Source organism: Micromonospora sp. CPCC 205546 (assembly GCF_036902715.1).
GTDB lineage: Bacteria > Actinomycetota > Actinomycetes > Mycobacteriales > Micromonosporaceae > Micromonospora.
Genome location: NZ_JBAKHL010000049.1, coordinates 1 through 17,895 on the forward strand (window position 1 = coordinate 1; position 17,895 = coordinate 17,895).

General features: G+C 72.7%; 11 protein-coding genes, 3 pseudogenes and 1 riboswitch. Of the genes and pseudogenes, 6 read left to right on the plus strand and 8 right to left on the minus strand.

The annotated features are described in order from the left end of the window. Both V6U77_RS21395 and V6U77_RS21400 read left to right on the plus strand, forming a co-directional pair. Positions 1-1,303: CDP-glycerol glycerophosphotransferase family protein (locus V6U77_RS21395; RefSeq protein ID WP_334608234.1), on the plus strand; the 1,303-nt coding region annotated here is incomplete at its 5' end. A 93-nt stretch (positions 1,304-1,396) separates the two neighbouring features. After that, entirely contained in the window at positions 1,397-2,701 is a 1,305-nt protein-coding gene (locus tag V6U77_RS21400; protein ID WP_334608236.1) for an MFS transporter, read from the plus strand. 46 nt (positions 2,702-2,747) lie between these two features. Here the strand turns inward: V6U77_RS21400 and V6U77_RS21405 are convergent, their stop codons facing one another. The 4 genes from V6U77_RS21405 to V6U77_RS21420 form a co-directional block, all read right to left on the minus strand. Then, positions 2,748-3,491, minus strand: a complete 744-nt coding sequence (locus V6U77_RS21405; RefSeq protein ID WP_334608238.1) for an alpha/beta fold hydrolase — start codon at positions 3,489-3,491, stop codon at positions 2,748-2,750. Positions 3,492-3,595: 104 nt separating this feature from the next. Next, positions 3,596-4,459 (minus strand): C39 family peptidase, encoded by an 864-nt coding sequence (locus tag V6U77_RS21410; protein WP_334608240.1) that lies wholly within the window; start codon positions 4,457-4,459, stop codon positions 3,596-3,598. Positions 4,460-4,702: 243 nt separating this feature from the next. After that, a riboswitch (cyclic di-AMP (ydaO/yuaA leader) is annotated at positions 4,703-4,842 on the minus strand. Positions 4,843-5,167: 325 nt separating this feature from the next. After that, complete coding sequence (locus V6U77_RS21415) at positions 5,168-6,379, minus strand: acyltransferase family protein (protein ID WP_334608241.1); 1,212 nt, start codon at positions 6,377-6,379, stop codon at positions 5,168-5,170. Then, positions 6,376-6,516 (minus strand): hypothetical protein, encoded by a 141-nt coding sequence (locus V6U77_RS21420; protein ID WP_334608243.1) that lies wholly within the window; start codon positions 6,514-6,516, stop codon positions 6,376-6,378. The genes V6U77_RS21415 and V6U77_RS21420 overlap by 4 nt, the downstream gene beginning before the upstream one ends. Positions 6,517-6,630: 114 nt before the next feature. Between V6U77_RS21420 and V6U77_RS21425 the strand changes: the two genes are divergently transcribed. The 4 genes from V6U77_RS21425 (at position 6,631) to V6U77_RS21440 (ending at position 11,542) form a co-directional block, all read left to right on the plus strand. Further along, complete coding sequence (locus tag V6U77_RS21425) at positions 6,631-7,956, plus strand: polysaccharide pyruvyl transferase family protein (protein WP_334608245.1); 1,326 nt, start codon at positions 6,631-6,633, stop codon at positions 7,954-7,956. A gap of 81 nt (positions 7,957-8,037) precedes the next feature. Continuing rightward, on the plus strand, positions 8,038-8,673 hold the full coding sequence (locus tag V6U77_RS21430) for an alpha-ketoglutarate-dependent dioxygenase AlkB (protein ID WP_334608246.1): 636 nt from the start codon (positions 8,038-8,040) through the stop codon (positions 8,671-8,673). Positions 8,674-8,883: 210 nt separating this feature from the next. Then, complete coding sequence (locus V6U77_RS21435) at positions 8,884-10,377, plus strand: glycosyltransferase family 39 protein (RefSeq protein WP_334608248.1); 1,494 nt, start codon at positions 8,884-8,886, stop codon at positions 10,375-10,377. Continuing rightward, positions 10,319-11,542 carry a glycosyltransferase family 2 protein gene (locus V6U77_RS21440; protein WP_334608250.1) on the plus strand — a complete coding sequence of 408 codons (1,224 nt, stop codon included), beginning with the start codon at positions 10,319-10,321 and terminating at the stop codon, positions 11,540-11,542. The genes V6U77_RS21435 and V6U77_RS21440 overlap by 59 nt, the downstream gene beginning before the upstream one ends. Positions 11,543-11,609: 67 nt before the next feature. Here the strand turns inward: V6U77_RS21440 and V6U77_RS21445 are convergent, their stop codons facing one another. From V6U77_RS21445 to V6U77_RS21460, 4 genes and pseudogenes are all read right to left on the minus strand, one after another. Further along, on the minus strand, positions 11,610-14,099 hold the full coding sequence (locus V6U77_RS21445) for a DNA gyrase/topoisomerase IV subunit A (protein ID WP_334608252.1): 2,490 nt from the start codon (positions 14,097-14,099) through the stop codon (positions 11,610-11,612). A gap of 38 nt (positions 14,100-14,137) precedes the next feature. Beyond that, positions 14,138-14,776: pseudogene (locus V6U77_RS21450) on the minus strand (toprim domain-containing protein); the annotation flags it as partial. A 6-nt stretch (positions 14,777-14,782) separates the two neighbouring features. Further along, positions 14,783-16,234: pseudogene (locus tag V6U77_RS21455) on the minus strand (ATP-binding protein); the annotation flags it as partial. Further along, positions 16,229-17,840 (minus strand): annotated as a pseudogene (locus tag V6U77_RS21460) (ATP-binding protein); the annotation flags it as partial. The pseudogenes V6U77_RS21460 and V6U77_RS21455, both read right to left, overlap by 6 nt. Between the last annotated feature and the right edge of the window lie 55 nt (positions 17,841-17,895).

Consider the following 17,895-nt stretch of genomic DNA (forward strand, 5'->3'; position numbering starts at 1 on the left):
CGCCGTCGCGGGCCTGCCGGCCGGCGTCGCGCTGGCCGCGGTCGCCGTGGTCGCCGCCGGCGCCGCGACGGTCGGCCTGGACCTGGCCCGGCGCCGGTTCTCCCCGGGAGCCGGCGGCTCGGCGGTGTCCCGCGCGCTGCGCCGGCACCAGCCCGAGTTCCTGCTGCACTTCTCCGCGCCGCCCGGCTCCGAGTACCAGGTGACCATGTGGCTGCCGTACCTGGAGCGGATCGGCCGGCCGTTCCTGGTGATGGTGCGCGAGCCGGAGTTCCTGCCCCTGGTCGCCGCGGCCACCAGCGCGCCCGTGGTCTACTGCCCCACCACCAGGGCGATGGACGAGGCGTTGGTGCCGAGCCTGCGGGTGGCGTTCTACGTCAACCACGGCGCGAAGAACAGCCACTGCATCCGCTTCACCCAGCTGACCCACGTCCAGCTGCACCACGGCGACAGCGACAAGGCGCCCAGCGCCAACCCCGTCTCGGCGATCTTCGACCGGATCTTCGTCGCCGGCCGGGCCGCCGTCGACCGGTACGCCCGCGCCGGGGTCGACATCCCGGCGGAGAAGTTCGTCATCGTCGGCCGCCCGCAGGTCGAGTCGATCGAGGTACGCCCCGAGTCGGCACCCGGCCGGAGCAACCCGACCGTGCTCTACACGCCGACCTGGACCGGGCACAACGCGGACGCGAACTACTGCTCCCTGCCGGTGGCCGAGGCCCTGCTGCGCCGGCTGCTCGAGCGGGGCGCGACGGTGATCCTGCGGGCCCACCCGTACACCTCGCAGAACCCGGCCTCCGCCCGGCAGCTGGGCCGGCTCACCGAGTTGCTGGCCGCGGACCGGGCGCGCAGCGGCCGGCAGCACGTCTTCGGCGCCGCCGCCAGCCGGGAGCTGACCCTCACCGAGTGCGTGAACCGCTCGGACGCGCTGGTTTCCGACGTGTCGGGGGTGATCTCCGACTACCTCTACTCCGGCAAGCCGTACGCCGTGACGGACATGGCCGGCGAGGGCGACCGGTTCACCGAGCGGTTCCCGCTGGCCGGCTCCGGCTACGTGCTGCGACGCGACATGTCGAACCTCGACGAGGTGCTGACCGCGCTGCTGGAGACCGACCCGCTGGCCTCGGCCCGGTGGGCAACCCGGAGCCGCTACCTGGGCGACTTTCCCACCGAGACGTACGCCGAGGCGTTCCTGGAGGCCGCCCGGCGGGAGCTCGACCAGGGCTGGAACCCGCCGGCCCCGCGGCCCGCCGGCGGGGCGGACCTGCCGGTCGACCCGGACGAGGCGACGCTCTCCCCCGCCACCTGACCTTCCCGCCCAGTAGGCCTTATTGCCACACTGCGGCAACTGCTACCTTCAGGCGACAAGCCGGTCGCCGGGAATGGCAGGCGGGAGGCCCGGGTGCGTACGATCAGACTGTTCCGGTCCATGTCCGGGCCGGTGCGGCTGCTACTGGTCAACCAGTGCGGGATGGCTGTCGGTTTCTACCTACTGGTGCCCTATCTCGCCACCTATCTGACCAACGACCTGCAGATGGCCGCCGCAGTGGTGGGCGCCGTGCTGGGGATCCGGACCTTCGCCCAGCAGGGACTGACCGTGGTGGGTGGCGCCGCGGCCGACCGCTTCGGCTGCCGGCCGGTCATCATCGCCGGCTGCGCGCTACGGACGCTGGCCTTCGCCATCTTCGCCTTCTCGAGCAGCGCCGTCGGGCTGATGAGCGCCGCCGTCCTGACCGGTCTGGCCGGCGCGCTGTTCTCGCCGGCCGTACGCACCTACCTGGCGCTGGAGGCCGCCGACAGGCGGGTCGACGCGTTCACGCTCTACAGCCTCACGAACACGGTCGGCGCGTTGGCGGGCCCGCTGCTCGGCAGCGTGCTCATCCTCGTCGGGTTCGGGCCGATGGCGCTCACCTCGGCGGTCATCTTCGCCGTCCTCACGATCGCCCAGGCGCTCTGGCTTCCGGCGCGGGCCCAGGAGGTGCCGGCCGGGCCGCTCCGGGCCAGCTGGCGGCAGGTGACCACCGACCGCCGGTTCATGGTCTTCACCGTCGCCTGCGCCGGCATGCTGACGCTGTACAACCAGTTCTACCTGCTTCTTCCGCTGGAGGCGGCCCGGGTCACCGGTTGGGCCAGTGCGACCGGAGCGGTCTTCCTCATCTCCACCGTGACGACACTGCTGCTACAGGTGCGGGTCTCCCAGGCGCTGGCACGCCGGATGTCCTCGCACGCCGCGATCGTCGTCGGCCTGCTGCTCTCCGCCGTGTCCTTCATCGCCGGCGCGGGCAGCGCGACCTGGTTGTCCGCCGGCGGCCGGAACACCGCGATCGCGATCGTCCTGGCGGCGTCGATACCGGTGGCCCTCGCCACGGCGTTCCTGGCGATCGGCCTCAACATCGCCCAGCCGTTCGCGCTCAGCCGTGCCGCCGACTTCGCCCGTCCGGGCCTGACCGGCACCTACCTGGGCGTGTATGCCTCCGCAGGGGGACTCGTCGCCGCTGGCGGCAACACCGTCATCGGCTATCTGACGGACCTCGGCGAACGCTGGCACCTGCCCGCCCTCCCCTGGCTGGCACTCGCCCTCCTCGCTGCGGGGTCCGCCGTCGCGATCACGGCGATCCGGCCACCACGCGTCCGGGACCAGGGCGGGACCGGGCACGGGGAGGTGCCCGCCGCGCGCCCCGAGGCACCGGCGACTGCCGGCTCTTGATCGTCGGCCACGTCCCCCGCGGCGCGGCCCCGGGATGGCAGACGGATCAGCGGTAGGGGTCGACGAGGTCCAGGACCGCCTCGGGGGCCTCGACGTGGGCGTTGTGCCCGAGGCCGGGCAGGGTGGCGACCGGCACGCCCAGCTCCTTGAGCTGCGCGTCGGTGACCATGGGATCGCGCTCGCCGCGGGCCAGCAGCACGGGCACGTCGGTCGCCGCCAGCAGGGCGGGCAGGTCCGGCGCCCCCACGCCGAACGCGGCCGGGTCCATCGCCAGCCGCCAGCGCCCGTCGGCCTGCCGCAGCCCGGCCTGCACGACGGGATGGTCCGGGGCGAGGAGGCCGGTCAGGCCGGCCACCCGCAGGTAGCGGCGGGCCGCCTCGTCGCGGCTGGCGAACCAGGTCACCGGCCGGGCCGCCAGCTCCCCCGCCTTCGCCAGCTCCGCCGGCGACCAGACGGCCTTGATGCCGATGCCGACCACGGCGTCGACGAGCAGTCCGGCGTCGCGGGCGGCCAGCGCCAGCCCGACCACCCCGCCGAGAGAGTGTCCCAGCACGACGAGCCGATCCTCCGCCGCCAGCCCGGCGGCGATCCGCGCGGCCAGCCCCGGGAACGAGTATTCCGGCAGCGGCGGCGACCAGCCGTGGCCGGCGAGGTCCGGCGCCAGCCACCGCCCCGCCCATCGACGCTCCAGCAGCGGCGCCCAGGGCAGCCACACGTCGCCGGTCGTGCCCATGCCGTGCAGCAGCAGGAGCACCCGCCGGCCGTCCCGGTCACCCGATCCATCGACCATGAGGCGCAGTGTGCCACCCGGTTGCCGCCCGAGCGAGGGACGTGACCCGGACACGACATCGGGCGCCGGCCCCCCGGTGGGGGAGCCGGCGCCCGACGCGTCGCTCAGGCGGAGTAGCCGCGGGTCGCGGCCCAGTTCGCCAGGGCGATGGTGCTGATCCAGTACGACGCGCTCGCCGGGTTCGCCGAGTCGGCGATCTTCACCAGCCGGCCCTCGTCCTTGTAGCCGACCACGGCGATGTAGTGGCCGCCGGGGAACGAGTGCCAGCCGCCGGCGGTGTCCGTCGCGCTGCCGGCGACGTTCACCACGACGCCCCGCCCGTCGCCGATGGCCGCGACGACGTCGGCCTGCAGCCGGTCCATCTGGGCCGGGGTCGCGGCGCCGCCGGGGATCGTCCGGGTCCGGTACGGGTCGCCCGGCACCGCCGCGTTCAACACGCGGGTGGTGTCCTGGGCCGAGTCGGTGCCCAGCTGGTCGGTGCCCAGCTGGGCGCCGAGGGCGTCCTGGCTGCGCGCGATGCCGGCCGCGCTGAGGGCGTGCCGGACGGCCGCCGGACCGCAGTTGTAGAAGGTGGTCTGGGCCTGGTAGTCGTAGTCCAGGGTCTTGGCGGCCGGAGGCTTCGGCCGCTCCGGCTTGCGGGTCAGGTCCGGGTCGGGGGCGGCGCTGGACGCCCTGGCCGAGGGGGCGGCGCTGGAGGCCGCCGGAGCGGCGGTGGACGGGACGGCGGCGGATGGGACGGCAGCGGACGGGGCCGTCGCGATCCGGGCCTGACCGCGCGAGGCGGCGGTGTCGTCGCGCGGTTCGGACGCGGCGACCGGGGCCTGCGCGGCGGCGGGGGCCTCGTCGGCCCCGGCCAGCAGCGCGCCCGTGCCCGACGCCAGCACGAGCGCCGCGGCGGACGCCACCGCCAGCTGGTACGGGCGCTCGGACGTGAGGCGGCGCAGGTGCCGCTTGAGGTGGTGCTTCACGGTTCTTCCTCCACGGGCTCGGGGGTGAGCGGCCGTCGATCCGCGCCGAGGGCAGGGCGGACCGGCCCCGCGGACGGGTGTCCGGGCGGGCGGTGGGCCACTCAGGGGATGCGCCCGGCAGGCCGGGCGACGGACGGTGACCGGTGGGTCAGCTCGTGGCCGGAGGGCGGACGAGCACGGGCACCGCGGCGCCGTGGAGACGGCGGGACAGCGGGGGGACGGGTGGGTGCTGCACGAGGATGGAGCTCCTTCCGACGCCGCCGACCGGGTTAGCTGACGGATTCGGGCGGGAAGAACGCCCTACCACGGGCCGCGGGCCCACGGATTCACCCCATGAAGCACTGGGTCCCCGGTTCGTATTCACGATTAGGCGGGTCGGCGCGGCGTCGCCTCTTGCGATCGGTTACCGCACCGGACGCGCCGACATTACTGGCCGGTCCACGGCCTGCCAAACCACTCCCACCTGCTTAAACATCGATCTGCGGCCCAGTTTTGCGGCACCCTGGCACTGACGCGACTCAATGGGACGACGGTATCCAGCGGAGCTTCGAGGCGGCAACGGGACGACCCGGCGCAGACGCCCACGCGACACCGGGCGGAAATGGGCCCCGCCGCGCCGAATGACGCTTTCCCCGCAGCGTGACCGGCGTCACCATGTCCGTTCGGCCGACCCGCCCTCGCCGACGCGGACGTTTTCGTACGGGGGCGTCAACGCGAGTCGACGTACTCGGTCCGATGCTCGGCCCGGTCGTCGCCCGTCCGGGGCCGCGGCACCGCGTCGCGACGCTGCCCCGGGGCCACGGTGGCGTCCATCGCGCGGGGCGCGGCCGTCCGGCGCGGGGTGAGCAGCCGCATCAGCGGAGTCTCGACGAACCGGTGCACCAGCCCGGCGAGGGCCAGGTTGACCAGCAGGAACCCGAGCACCACCGTCAGCCCCCACCAGCCGCTGAACCCGACTCCCCAGTCCCCGGTGAAGCGCAGCACGCTGATCATCACGAGCACGTGCACCAGATAGAAGGCGAAGGAGACCTCACCGAGCCAGACCATCGGCCGGGAACGCCACGGCGAGCGTCGCCCGCGCACGTCCGCGTCCGCGGCGGCGGTGATGACCAGGATGTACGCCACCGAGAGCAGCGCCGCCCACAACTCGGCGCGCACCCACTGCGCCGCGACGACCCAGGTGGCCACGAAGACCAGGCTGGCCACCGGCAGACCCGGCCCCCGCCACCGGCCGCGCCGCATCAGCTCGGCGGCGGCCACGCCCATCCAGAACTCCAGCGACCGTACGGGCGGGAAGATCTGCGTGAACCACCAGCGGCTCTCCTCGGGCGCCAGGGCCTGTGCCGGCCAGAGCGCGAGGATCAGCAGCGGCACCGCCACCACGACGCTCCACAGCGCCCAGGGCCGGGCCCGGCGGATCAGCGGCAGCGCCAGCGGCAGGCAGAGGTAGAAGAAGAACTCGCAGGACAGCGACCAGCTGACCGTGTTGATGCTGTAGAAGTGGCCCGGCCGGGGGTCCCATGCCTGCAGGAGGAACAGGTTCTCCAGCGCCACGCCGCCGTCCACCGGGTCGGCGAACCAGGCGGCGACCGCCAGGGCCAGCGCCCACAGCAGCACGTGGCTCGGCCAGATCTTGGCGACCCGGCGACGCCAGAACGCCCGACGGGTGTCGGTCGGCCGGGCCGACCAGACCAGCACGAAGCCACTGAGGATGAAGAAGAACTGCACGCCGGAGAGGCCGAGGGTGAAGACCCAGTTCACCACGGCCCGGTGGTCGGACTCGGCGATGATGCCCATCGTCCCGGCGTGGAAGCCGAAGACGAGCAGCGCGGCCACCCAGCGCAGCCCGGTGAGCGACGGCAGGCGGCTGGCCGGCGACGCGGGCCGGCGGGCCGGCGCGGCCGTCGCGGCGCCCGTCACGCCGGGCCTCCGGAGATCCGCAGGGTCACCAGCACGTACGTCTCCTCCTCGACCCCGTCGTCGGGACGTCCCGCGGCGGCCGCCCGGTCGGCACCGCCCGCCGGGCACCCTACCCGTCGGCCCTGGCGACCCCTCACGTCCGGCGGGTGACCGCCCCGTTCCGGTACGTGACGACGGTGACCGGCCGCTCTGTCCGCGTCGGACGGTGGCCTAGTATTCCGTGACCCAGGGCGACCGAGAGGCGGGGACGGATGCACCGGCGGATCCTGATGCGGGCCAAGAAGGGCCCGTTCGACGTCTACTCCCCTGAGGAGACGTACGCGCAGAACTGGATCGGCGAGAACAACGGCAACCTCGTCTTCAGCCACGCCGCCCACAAGCTCCTGCGCACCTCCACCGCCGAGATCACCTCGACCGAGTTCAAGGTCAACCCGCGGGACGCGGACATGATCAACGAGAGGTACGACGTCTACGTCGTACCGCTCGCCAACGCCTTCCGGCGCAGCTACGCCCACCGCGTCGAAACCATGACCAAGCTCATCGAGCGGCTGAAGATCCCGGTGGTGGTGCTCGGGGTCGGCGTGCAGACCGACGTCAAGGGCGACCGGGAGTACCTCCGCCCGATCGACGACGTGGTGAGCCGGTTCGTGCGGGCCGTCCTCGACCGCTCGCCCAGCATCGGCGTCCGCGGCGAGATCACGGAGGGCTACCTGCGTACCCTCGGCTTCTCCGCCGTCGACGTGATCGGCTGTCCGTCGATGTTCCTGCACGGCGACAGCCTGGAGGTGGAGAAGCGGAAGCCGGCGCTGACGCCCGACGACCGCCTCGCGCTCACGATCTCGCCGTACGTGAAGTCCATGGCGAAGATCATCGCCCGGCACCACGAGCGGTACCCGAACCTGCGCTACCTGCCGCAGGACCTCAAGACGCTCGGCACGCTGCTCTACGGCGACGCCCCCGAGGACCGGGGCAAGTCCGGCGCCATCCCGGTCCACACCTCGCACCCGCTGTTCACCGAGGACAAGGTGCGGATGTTCGTCGACCCGTGGACCTGGATGGACTATCTCTCCGGGTTCGAGTTCGCGTTCGGCACCCGCATCCACGGCACCATCACGGCGCTGGTGGCCGGCACGCCCGGCTTCCTCTTCGCGCACGACTCGCGCACCCTGGAGCTGGCCCGGTACTTCGACATCCCGCACCGGGTGATGAAGGAGGTGCCGGCCGACGTCGACGCCGCCCAGCTCTACGACGAGGCGGACTACGGCCCGCTCAACGCCGGCCACAAGGCCCGCTACGAGACCATGCTGGCCTTCCTCGCCAAGCACAACCTCGGCAACGCCTTCGCCGACGGCGACAGCGCCGCGCGCTTCGACGCCCAGGTGCGGGCCACCACCTTCCCACCCGCCGTACGCCCGGCCGGCGCGACCGCCGCGGAGGTGCTGCTTCAGCGCGTGCGGTGGCTGCGCGACCGCAACGCCGAACTGCTGGCCGAGGCGGAGACCCTGCGCGAGCAGCGGCTACGGGCCCGGGTGAAGCGGGCCGTCGGCGGGCCGGTGCGCCGGATCCTGAACCGTTGACCCGGCGCCGGGCGGCCGCCTGCGCTCCGCCTTCCCGGCCATCCTCGAACACGTGTGCCAACGGGCGGGTACGCTGAGCCGATGACCGGGGCCGCCTACCAGCCGTCGATGCTCGACCTCACCGTCGAGGAGCCGTCGCTGGGCCGCATGGCGGGCCGGCTGCGCCGGCACCCGCTCACCCGGGGCGCGTGGGTCGACCACCTCCCCGGCTGGGTCGCCGGCTCCGACCAGGTCTTCGACACCCTGCTGCGGGACGTGCCCTGGCGGGCCGAGCGCCGCACCATGTACGACGCCGAGGTCGACGTGCCCCGGCTGCTCTGCTGGTACGCCGCCCACCGCCCCCTGCCGCATCCGCTGCTCGCCGAGGCCCGCGCCGCCCTCAGCCGGCACTACGCCCCCGAGCTCGGCGAACCCTTCGTCACCGCCGGCATGTGCCTCTACCGCAGCGGCCGGGACAGCGTCGCCTGGCACGGCGACACCCAGGGCCGCTCCGCGCACACCGACACCATGGTCGCCATCGTCTCGTTCGGCTCGCCCCGCACACTGCTGCTGCGACCCCGGGGTGGCGGCACCAGCCTGCGCTTCCCTCTCGGGCACGGCGACCTCGTCGTGATGGGCGGCTCCTGCCAGCGCACCTGGGAGCACGCCGTGCCCAAGACCACCCGGTCCGCCGGGCCCCGGGTCAGCGTCCAGTTCCGCCCCGCCGGCGTCGCCTGAGCACCCGCCCCGGGACCTGCGGCCACCCGGGCGCCACCCGGCCCGATCGGCGGGTCGCCGTCCGAACACCGTCCGTGTGCTAACTTGACCCGCGCCATCACTCTCAGCTGTCGTCGGGAGCTTTCCGTGCACGTTGGACGTCCGACTACGCGACAGGGCGGCCCACGGTCCCTCCCTGCCCTGCTGCGTCGACACCTCGGCCTCGCCGTCGTGCTCGCCGTCGGTCTCGCGCTGCGAATCACCGCAATGGTCGCGTACCTGCCCGCGCTGTGGTTCCAGGGCGACTCCGGGACGTACCTCAAACGGGCCGGCGAATGGCCGGCCATGCCGGCCCGGTGGACGTACCCGTGGCTGCTCAAGGCTTTCGAATGGACGGGCACCGTCGCCACCGTGGTGGCGCTGCAACACCTCGCCGGGCTCGCCCTGGGCGTCGCGGCCTACCTGCTGCTGCGCCGCCTGGGCGGCAATGCCTGGCTGGCCACGCTCGCCGCCGCGCCGATCCTGCTCGACGCCACCCAGGTCACGCTGGAGCAGTACCTGCTCACCGAGACGCTCTTCACCGGCGCGCTGGCCGTGGCGGTCCTGCTGCTGGTGCGCCGCGAACGACCCCGGGCGCTCGCCGCGGCGGGTGCCGGCGTCGCCGTCGCGGTGGCCATGGCGACCCGACCCACCGGCGTCGTCGCCGTCGCCGCCCTGCTGCTGTTCCTGCTGCTGCCGTGGCGCGGCTGGCGGGCGCCGGTGGCGTACCTGCTCGGCGTCGTCGCACTCTTCGCGCTCGCCTTCGCCGGCATCGGCACCGTCCGGGGCGCGCTCGGCCTGGAGGGCGGGAAGTTCCTCTACGGACGGACCGCCCAGATCGCCGATTGCGACCGGCTCGACCTGCGACCAGGGCTACGCAAGCTCTGCCCCACCCAGCCGCTGGACCAGCGCCCCGCCCGGCCCGACTGGTTCATCTGGAACCGGGACAGCCCCATCCGCGCCGCCGAACGACCCGAGGACCTCGACGAGTTCGCCCGCGAGGTGCTCCGGCAGCAGCCCGGCGACTACCTTCTCGCCGTCGCGTCGGACACCGCCCGCTACTTCTGGCCGACCCGGCCCGCACCGAGCGAGGCATGCCTGGCCAACTGGTGGCGACCGCAGCCCGCGCCGACCGACTGGGCGGCCGACCCCGACTGCGTGCCGCGCACCGCCGGCCCGGACTACCGGTGGCAACCGGCGCCGAGCCGGGACGTCGAGGCGAACGCTGCCAGCCGGTTCCTGCACGGCTACGGCCGGTACGGCGTCACCCCGCCGCCGGCACTCGCCGGCATGCTGCTGATCGCGCTCGCCGGGGCGGTGTGGCCGCGCCGGGGCCGGCCGCGACTCGGCAGGATCGCCCTGCTGTACGCCGGCATCGGCCTCGGAATCATGGTCTTCTCCGTGGCCACCTCGATGTTCGACCACCGCTACGGCCTGCCGGCGCTGGCGTTCCTCCCGATCGCCGCCGCGGTCGGCTGGCAGCGACTGCGGTCGGCACCTCACCCGGCACCGCCGGTCGACGGCGAGGCGAACCGGCCGCCGACCGACGGCGGACCGGACCCGACCACCCAGCCCGACGACGAGCCGCACCGGCTCGCGGCGGACACGGCAGAAAGCAACGGGGAGCATGACGAACGAACCGGAGATCGAGGTCACGGTGCTACTGCCGTGCCTCAACGAGGCTGAGACCCTGGAGGTCTGCGTACGCAAGGCGCTGCGCTCGCTCGACGAGTGCGGAGTCGTCGGGGAGGTGCTGATCTCCGACAACGGATCCACCGACGGATCGCAGGAGATCGCCGAGCGCGCCGGCGCCCGGGTGGTGCACGCCCCCGTACGCGGCTACGGCGGCGCCCTGCTCAACGGCATCGACCAGGCGCGCGGCCGGTACGTCATCATGGCCGACGCCGACGACTCGTACGCCCTGGCGGACCTCGGCCCGTTCATCGAGGCGCTGCGCGCCGGGCACGACGTGGTGATGGGCAACCGGTTCGCCGGTGGCATCGCACCCGGCGCCATGCCACCCCTGCACCGCTACCTCGGCAACCCGGTACTGAGCTGGCTCGGCCGGCGGCTGTTCGGGCTGCGCGAGGTCCGGGACTTCCACTGCGGCATGCGCGGCTTCCAGGTGGAACGGATCCGCGCGCTCGGGCTCTGCATGCCGGGCATGGAGTTCGCCTCCGAGCTGGTGGTGCGCGCCGCGCTGGCCGGGTACGACATCGCCGAGGTGCCGACCGCCCTCTCGCCCGACGGCCGGTCCCGCCCACCGCACCTGCGTACCTGGCGCGACGGCTGGCGGCACCTGCGGTTCCTGCTGGTGTTCGCGCCGCGCAAGACGCTGGTCCGGCCGGGCGCCGCGCTGGCCGCGCTCGGGCTGGCCGGAGCGGCGGCCCTCACCCCGGGTCCGCTGTCCCTCGGCCCGGTCCGGCTCGACGTCGCCACCCTCGTGTACGCGTGCCTGATGGTGCTGGTCGGGGTGCAGCTCGTGCTCTTCGGCGGCCTCGCCGAGATCTACGGCCGGCAGGAGAGGCTCGTCCCGCAGCGCGCCTCCGACCGCTGGATACGCCTCCTGCGGTTGGAGACCAGCGTCACCGTCGGCCTGCTGCTGTTCGTCGCCGGCGGGATCGGCACCGGCGCGGCGGTCGCCCGCTGGGGACTGGACGGGTTCGGCGACCTCGACCCCCACGCGACGCTGCGGGTGGTGCTCCCGTCGGCCACCGCGATCGCGCTCGGCGTGGTGGTCCTCTTCTCCGGCCTCGTCGGCAGCCTGCTCACCCTCCGCCCGGCACACCCGACCCCGGCACTCGTCCGCCAGCCCGCACCACCCCGGCCCCGCCACCTGACCCCACGGTAGGCAGGCCGGCGAAGTCCGGTCGGAGGGGCCGGGCCGCGTGCGCGGCCGGCCCCTCCGCGCGGGTGGGTCAGTCGCGTTCGATCTGGTGGCCGACCACGGTGGGGCCCAGCATCACCGCGAAGCCGGAGCCGTCGCGGCGCGGGTCCGCCGCCGGCAGCTCCACCGGCTCACCGGTGGCGGTGGCGGCCACCGGACGCGGCCCGACCCAGGCGACGGCCACGTCGGTCTCACCCTTGAGGAACCGGTGGGCACGCACCCCGCCGGTGGCCCGCCCCTTCGCCGGGTACGCCTGGAACGGCGTGACCTTCACGGTGGCGCCCGTGGAGGTCACCACCATCGGCTCGCCGTGACCCGGGTCGTCGGTGCGGATCGCGCCGAAGAACACCACCCGGGAACCGGCGGGCAGGTTGATGCCCGACATGCCGCCGCCCTTGGTCCCCTGCGGCCGGACCAGCCCGGCGGCGAAGCGCAGCAGCGACGCCTCCGAGGTGACGAAGGTCAGCGTCTCCGCGCCGTCGGTGAGCCAGGTCGCCCCGACCACCTCGTCGCCCTCCCGCAGCCCGATCACCTCGAACTCGTCGGAGCGGACGGGCCACTCCGGCGCGCAGACCTTGACCACGCCCTGTCGGGTGCCCAGGGCCAGGCCCGGGGAGCCCTCGGCCGCCGGCCCGAGCGGCGCCAGCCCGACCACGGTCTCCCCCGGTTGCAGCGGCACCACCTCGGCGGCGGCCATCCCGCCGCGCAGCGACACCGTCCCCGCCTGCTCGGGCAGGACCGGCAGCGGCAGCACGTCGACCTTGAACGCCCGCCCGGCGCTGGTCACCAGCAGCACCCGGCCCCGGGCGGTGGAGTGCACGACGGCGCGTACGGCGTCGTGCTTGACCCGGCCGTGCCGCCGGCGCCCCTCGGACGCCTCCTCCGACTCGGCCGCGGTCCGGGCGACCAGCCCGGTCGCGGAGAGGATCACCTGGCAGGGGTCGTCGGCGACCTCCAGCGGGCCGGCCGGCGCGGACGCGGCCAGCACCTCCTTGAGGTCCCCGTCGACGAGCGTGGTGCGGCGCGGCGCGCCGAACTGCTTCACCACCGCCGCCAGCTCGTCGGAGACGACCTTCTTCAGCACCTTCGGGTCGTCGAGGATCGTGGAGAGCTCGGCGATCTCCTTGCGGAGCTTCTCCTGCTCGGCCTCCAGCTCGATCCGGTCGTATCTGGTCAGCCGGCGCAGCGGAGTGTCCAGGATGTAGGTGGCCTGGATCTCGGAGAGCTTGAACTTCTGCATCAGGCCGTCCTTGGCGGCCTGGGCGTCGTCGCTGGCCCGGATCAGCTTGACCACCCGGTCGATGTCGAGCAGGGCGATCAGCAGGCCGTCGACCAGGCGCAGCCGCTCCTGGCGCTTGCGGCGGCGGTAGGAGCTGCGCCGGGTCACGACCTCGTAGCGGTGGGCCAGGAAGACGTCCAGCAGCGCCTTCAGCCCGAGGGTCTGCGGCTGCCCGTCGACCAGCACCAGGTTGTTGACGCCGAACGACTGCTCCAGCGGGGTGAGCCGGTAGAGGTCGGCGAGCAGCGCCTGCGGGTTGACCCCGACCTTGCACTCGATCACCAGGCGGGTGCCGCTCTCCCGGTCGGTGAGGTCCTTGACGTCGGCGATGCCGGTGAGCCGCTTGGTCTTGTTGACCTCGTTGGTGATGGCCGCGATGACCTTCTCGGCGCCGACGCCGTAGGGCAGCTCCACGACGGTGATCGCCTGCCGGCCCCGGCTGCCCTCCAGCGGGCCGATCTCGACCTTGCCCCGCATCCGGACGACGCCGCGCCCGGTCTCGTAGGCCCGGCGCACCTCGTCGAGCCCGAGCAGCACGCCACCGGTGGGCAGATCCGGACCGGGGACGAACTCCATGAGCTTGTCGAGCGTGGCGTCCGGGTGGTTGATCAGCCAACGGGCGGCGGAGACGACCTCGCCGAGATTGTGCGGGATCATGTTGGTCGCCATGCCGACCGCGATGCCCGACGCGCCGTTGACCAGCAGGTTGGGGAACGCGGCGGGCAGCACCGTGGGCTGGGTCAGCGAGCCGTCGTAGTTGGGCTCGACGTCGACCGTGTCCTCGCCCAGCTCGCCGACGAGCAGCATCGCCTCCCGCGACATCCGGGCCTCGGTGTAGCGCGCCGCCGCCGGCCCGTCGTCCGGGCTTCCAAAATTTCCATGCCCGTCGATGAGTGGCACGTTCAGCGAGAAGTCCTGCGCGAGCCGGACCATCGCGTCGTAGATGGCCGTGTCGCCGTGCGGGTGGTAGCGGCCCATCACGTCGCCGACGACCCGGGCGGACTTCACGTGTGCCCGATCGGGGCGGAAGCCCGCCTCGTTCATCGCGTAGAGGATGCGTCGGTGCACCGGCTTGAGGCCGTCGCGGGCGTCGGGCAGGGCCCGGGAGTGGATCACCGAGAAGGCGTACTCCAGGTAGGAGTCGGAGACCTCGGTGACCAGCGGGTTGTCGAAGACCCGCGCGCCGGCCTGGTCGAAGGCGGACAGGTCCACCTTGGCGCGGTCGTCCTTGCGGCGTGCCATCGTTCAGCTCACTTCCCGGCGGGTGGTGGCGGGCCTGGTCATGCGTCGATCGCCTCGCGGTCGACCCGGTCGGCGGAGTCGATCAGCCAGTTGCGGCGCGGCTCGACCTTCTCCCCCATCAGCAGTTCGAGGATCCGCTCGGCGGCGTCGACGTCGTCGAGGGTGATCCGGCGGACGGCCCGGGTGGCCGGGTTCATCGTCGTCTCCCACAGCTCGTCGGCGTCCATCTCGCCGAGGCCCTTGAATCGCGGGATCGGGGTGACGATCTGCTTGCCGGCCTTCTCCAGCTTGCGGACCGTCGCCTCCATCTCCGCCTGGGTGTAGGTGTAGATCGTCTGCGGGTTGCGCCCCCTGGTGGTGATCTTGTGCAGGGGCGGCATCGCCGCGTAGAGCCGGCCGGCCTCGATCAGCGGTCGCATGTAGCGGGCGAAGAGCGTGATCAGCAGGGTGCGGATGTGCGCGCCGTCCACGTCGGCGTCCGCCATGATCAGCACTCGGCCGTAGCGCATGGCGGACAGGTCGAACGTGCGGCCGGAGCCGGCGCCGAGCACCTGCACGATGGCCGCGCACTCGGCGTTGTCCAGCACCTGCTGGAGGTTGGCCTTCTGCACGTTGAGAATCTTGCCCCGGATCGGAAGGAGCGCCTGGTATTCGGCGGTGCGGGCAACCCGCGCACTGTTGTGGACGAAGACCCCGGCCTCAAGGGCGAAGTTGTGGTAACCCTCGACCGTCAGGTCATACACGTCTTCGGTCTCGTCGAGTCGCTCCACCGACACGACATGGTGGTTGACCAGGCCGACAGACTCCCGCAGACGAGTGTGGTCGCCGTCGTGGAGGGCGAGGAGCCGGTCGAACCGCAGACCGGTGCGCGCGCTCCGGAGCCGCTCCGCCTCGTACGCTTGCGCAAGTTCGGCGTCCGGCAGCGCCAGCAGCGGGGCGAGGCGCCGAAGCGCTGCCAGGCGCGTGCCCTCCTGCTGGCGACCCACCCGTTGCGCCCGGGGCACACTGGCCCCGTATGCGGCCCGGCCCGCCTGGGCCTTGCCGAGGTGACCGGTAGCCGGGTCCGGCATCCGCCGCTTCATCAGACGCGAGTGGCGTTCGCCGAATTCCGGATTGTCCTCGTGCCAGGCCAGCACCGCGTTGCGCTGGCGTTCCCGCTCGGCAGGGTCGACGAACTGTTCGACGGTCTTTTGCGAACGCCAGGCACGCAACCCGGGATCGTCCCACTGCCGTACCGCACGGTCACGCCACTCCTGGCGACGAGCGGGATCGGCAAAGAACCTGCGGACGCGGTCGGCGGCGGCCTCCCGGTGCTCAGGCTTCGACCAGTACTGCGCCTGTCGGTCGCGCATCCGATCGGCGTAGGCACGTCGCTCGTCGTCGCTGAGCGCGTTGTACCAGTCCTGGAAGGCCTGTTCGATCTTCGCCCTGAATGCGGGTGACTCGTTGAGCGCGAACAGGCGGGCAAGGCATGCCTCGCGGAAGGCAGGATCACGCCACTGAGCGGTGAGCATGGCGGATTTGAATTCCCGGCCACCGTTGTCGAACCACTCACGCCAGCCCGCCTGGACGTGCTCGCCCATCATCGCGGCGTGCAGTGCCGAGTGGCCGGCCCAGGTCATGCGCTGGATGTTCCGCGGATCGTTGTTGCGCTTGTTGATGTCGACGTGGTGACGGACGTTGCCGTTGGCGGCGCTGTCCTTTCCGTGACGGAGATTCCACGCATCCGCGAGGTAGTGGGTGTAGACCCACTCCTCGCGATCGTTCATCCAGATCCGTTCGTATCCGTGCAGGTTGTGTCCCTCTGCCTTACTGGAGACGCTTCGGTACAGCGGCATCAGCGAGTCGCCGGAAGCCAGGGCGTCGGCACGCCGGTATGAGCCGTCACGTAGCCGGAAGAGGTGATCCGGCGTGCACCGCACCGACTCGCCGTTGTCGAGGGTGACTCGGACGAGCGCAGCGTCTCGCTTGGTCAGACGCGGTTCCACCAGCGGGGCGATCACCACGCGGCCAGCCTTGTTGGTCGTGTAGCCGAAGTGAGTCACCCCCTGGGCCCAGTCGGCTGCCAGATCGGCGAAGGACCTGGCCTCACCCGAGGCGAGCGCCACCATGGTGTCGCCGGTAAAGCACCCCAACGCGCTGTCGCCTTCGACGATGAACAGCTCGCTGCGATCGACCCCGGTGGCCCGGCAGTCGACCAGCTTGGGCGGCATCGACGCGCCCTCCAGCGCGGTCTTGCGCCGGGCGGCGTCCTTCTGCTGCTTCTGGGTCAGCCGTACGCGCGCCGCGTCGACGATCTTCTGCAGGACCGTACGCGCCTCGGCCTTGGTCCTGCGGTCCTCCAGCCACGCCTTCAGGTGCTGCTCGACCAGCGCCTGGATCACCTTGGTGATGCCGGCGGTGGAGAGCTCGTCCTTCGTCTGCGAGGTGAACTGGGGCTCCGGGATCCGGACGTGCACGACTGCGGTCATGCCCTCCAGGACGTCGTCCAGGGTGGGCGGGTCCTCCTTGGCCTTGAGCAGGCCACGGGTGTTGCGGATGGCGTCGGCGAGGGTACGCGCCAGGCCCCGCTCGAAGCCCTTGCGGTGGGTGCCGCCGTGCGCGTTGCGGATGGTGTTGGTGAAGCACTCGACGGTGCGCTCGTAGCCGGTGCCCCAGCGGAAGGCCACCTCGACCTCGGCGCGGCGCTGCACGTTGGACTGCATGACCCCGTTGGCGTCGGCGGCGTTCTCCCGGTAGGTGCCCTCGCCGGTGACCATCAGCATGCCGGAGACGGGCCGGTCGCCGGCCGGCGCGAGGAACTCCACCATGTCGGTGAGGCCGTTCGGGTAGTGGAAGCTCTCCTCGGTCGGCTCCTCCCCGGTGTGGTCGCGCAGCGTGTAGTTCACGCCCGGCACCAGGAACGCGGTGTTGCGCAGCTTCGTGCGCACCGCGTCGGCGTCCAGGGTGGCGCCGGTCTCGAAGTAGCGCGCGTCGTGCCACCAGCGGATCGAGGTGCCGGTGCGCTGGCCGCGCTTCATCGCGCCGACGATCTGGAGCCCGGGGCCCGGGGTGAAGGTGGCGTCGGGCCCGTCGCCGTCGAAGATCCCCGGCACGCCGTGCCGGAACGACATCGCGTGGACCTTGCCGCCCCGACGGACCGTGACGTCGAACCGGCGGGACAGCGCGTTGACCGCCGAGGCGCCCACGCCGTGCAGACCGCCGGAGGTCTTGTAGCCGGAGCCGCCGAACTTGCCGCCCGCGTGCAGCCGGGTGAGCACCAGCTCGACGCCGGAGATGCCGGACTTGGCGTGCACGTCGGTGGGGATGCCCCGCCCGTCGTCGTCGACCTGGACCGAGCCGTCGGCGTGCAGGGTCACCGCCACCTTCGTGGCGTGGCCGGCGACGCCCTCGTCGGTGGAGTTGTCGAGGATCTCGTTGACGAGGTGACCCACGCCACGGCTGTCGGTGGAGCCGATGTACATGCCGGGCCGCTTGCGGACGGCGTCCAGCCCCTCGAGGTGCGTGAGGTCGTCGGCTCCGTACAGGGTCTCAGGCTCTGCGGTCAACTGGTCGTACTCCCAGGTCTCGGCGATGTGGTGCCGCGTCCGACGTGTCGTGGGCCGGCCGGCGCGCCGCAGCGAGCCTAACCGGGAGATGCGACAGGACGACGGCGCCCCGCAGCGGGGCAGGCGCCTCGCGACGGGCGGGCCCGGGCGGCGCGGTCACCCGTCGCGTCCGGATCCGCCGCGTCGGCGCCACCGTGACCGGTTCGCGGACGGGCCGGCGACGGGTCGATCCAGCCGGAACAACAACG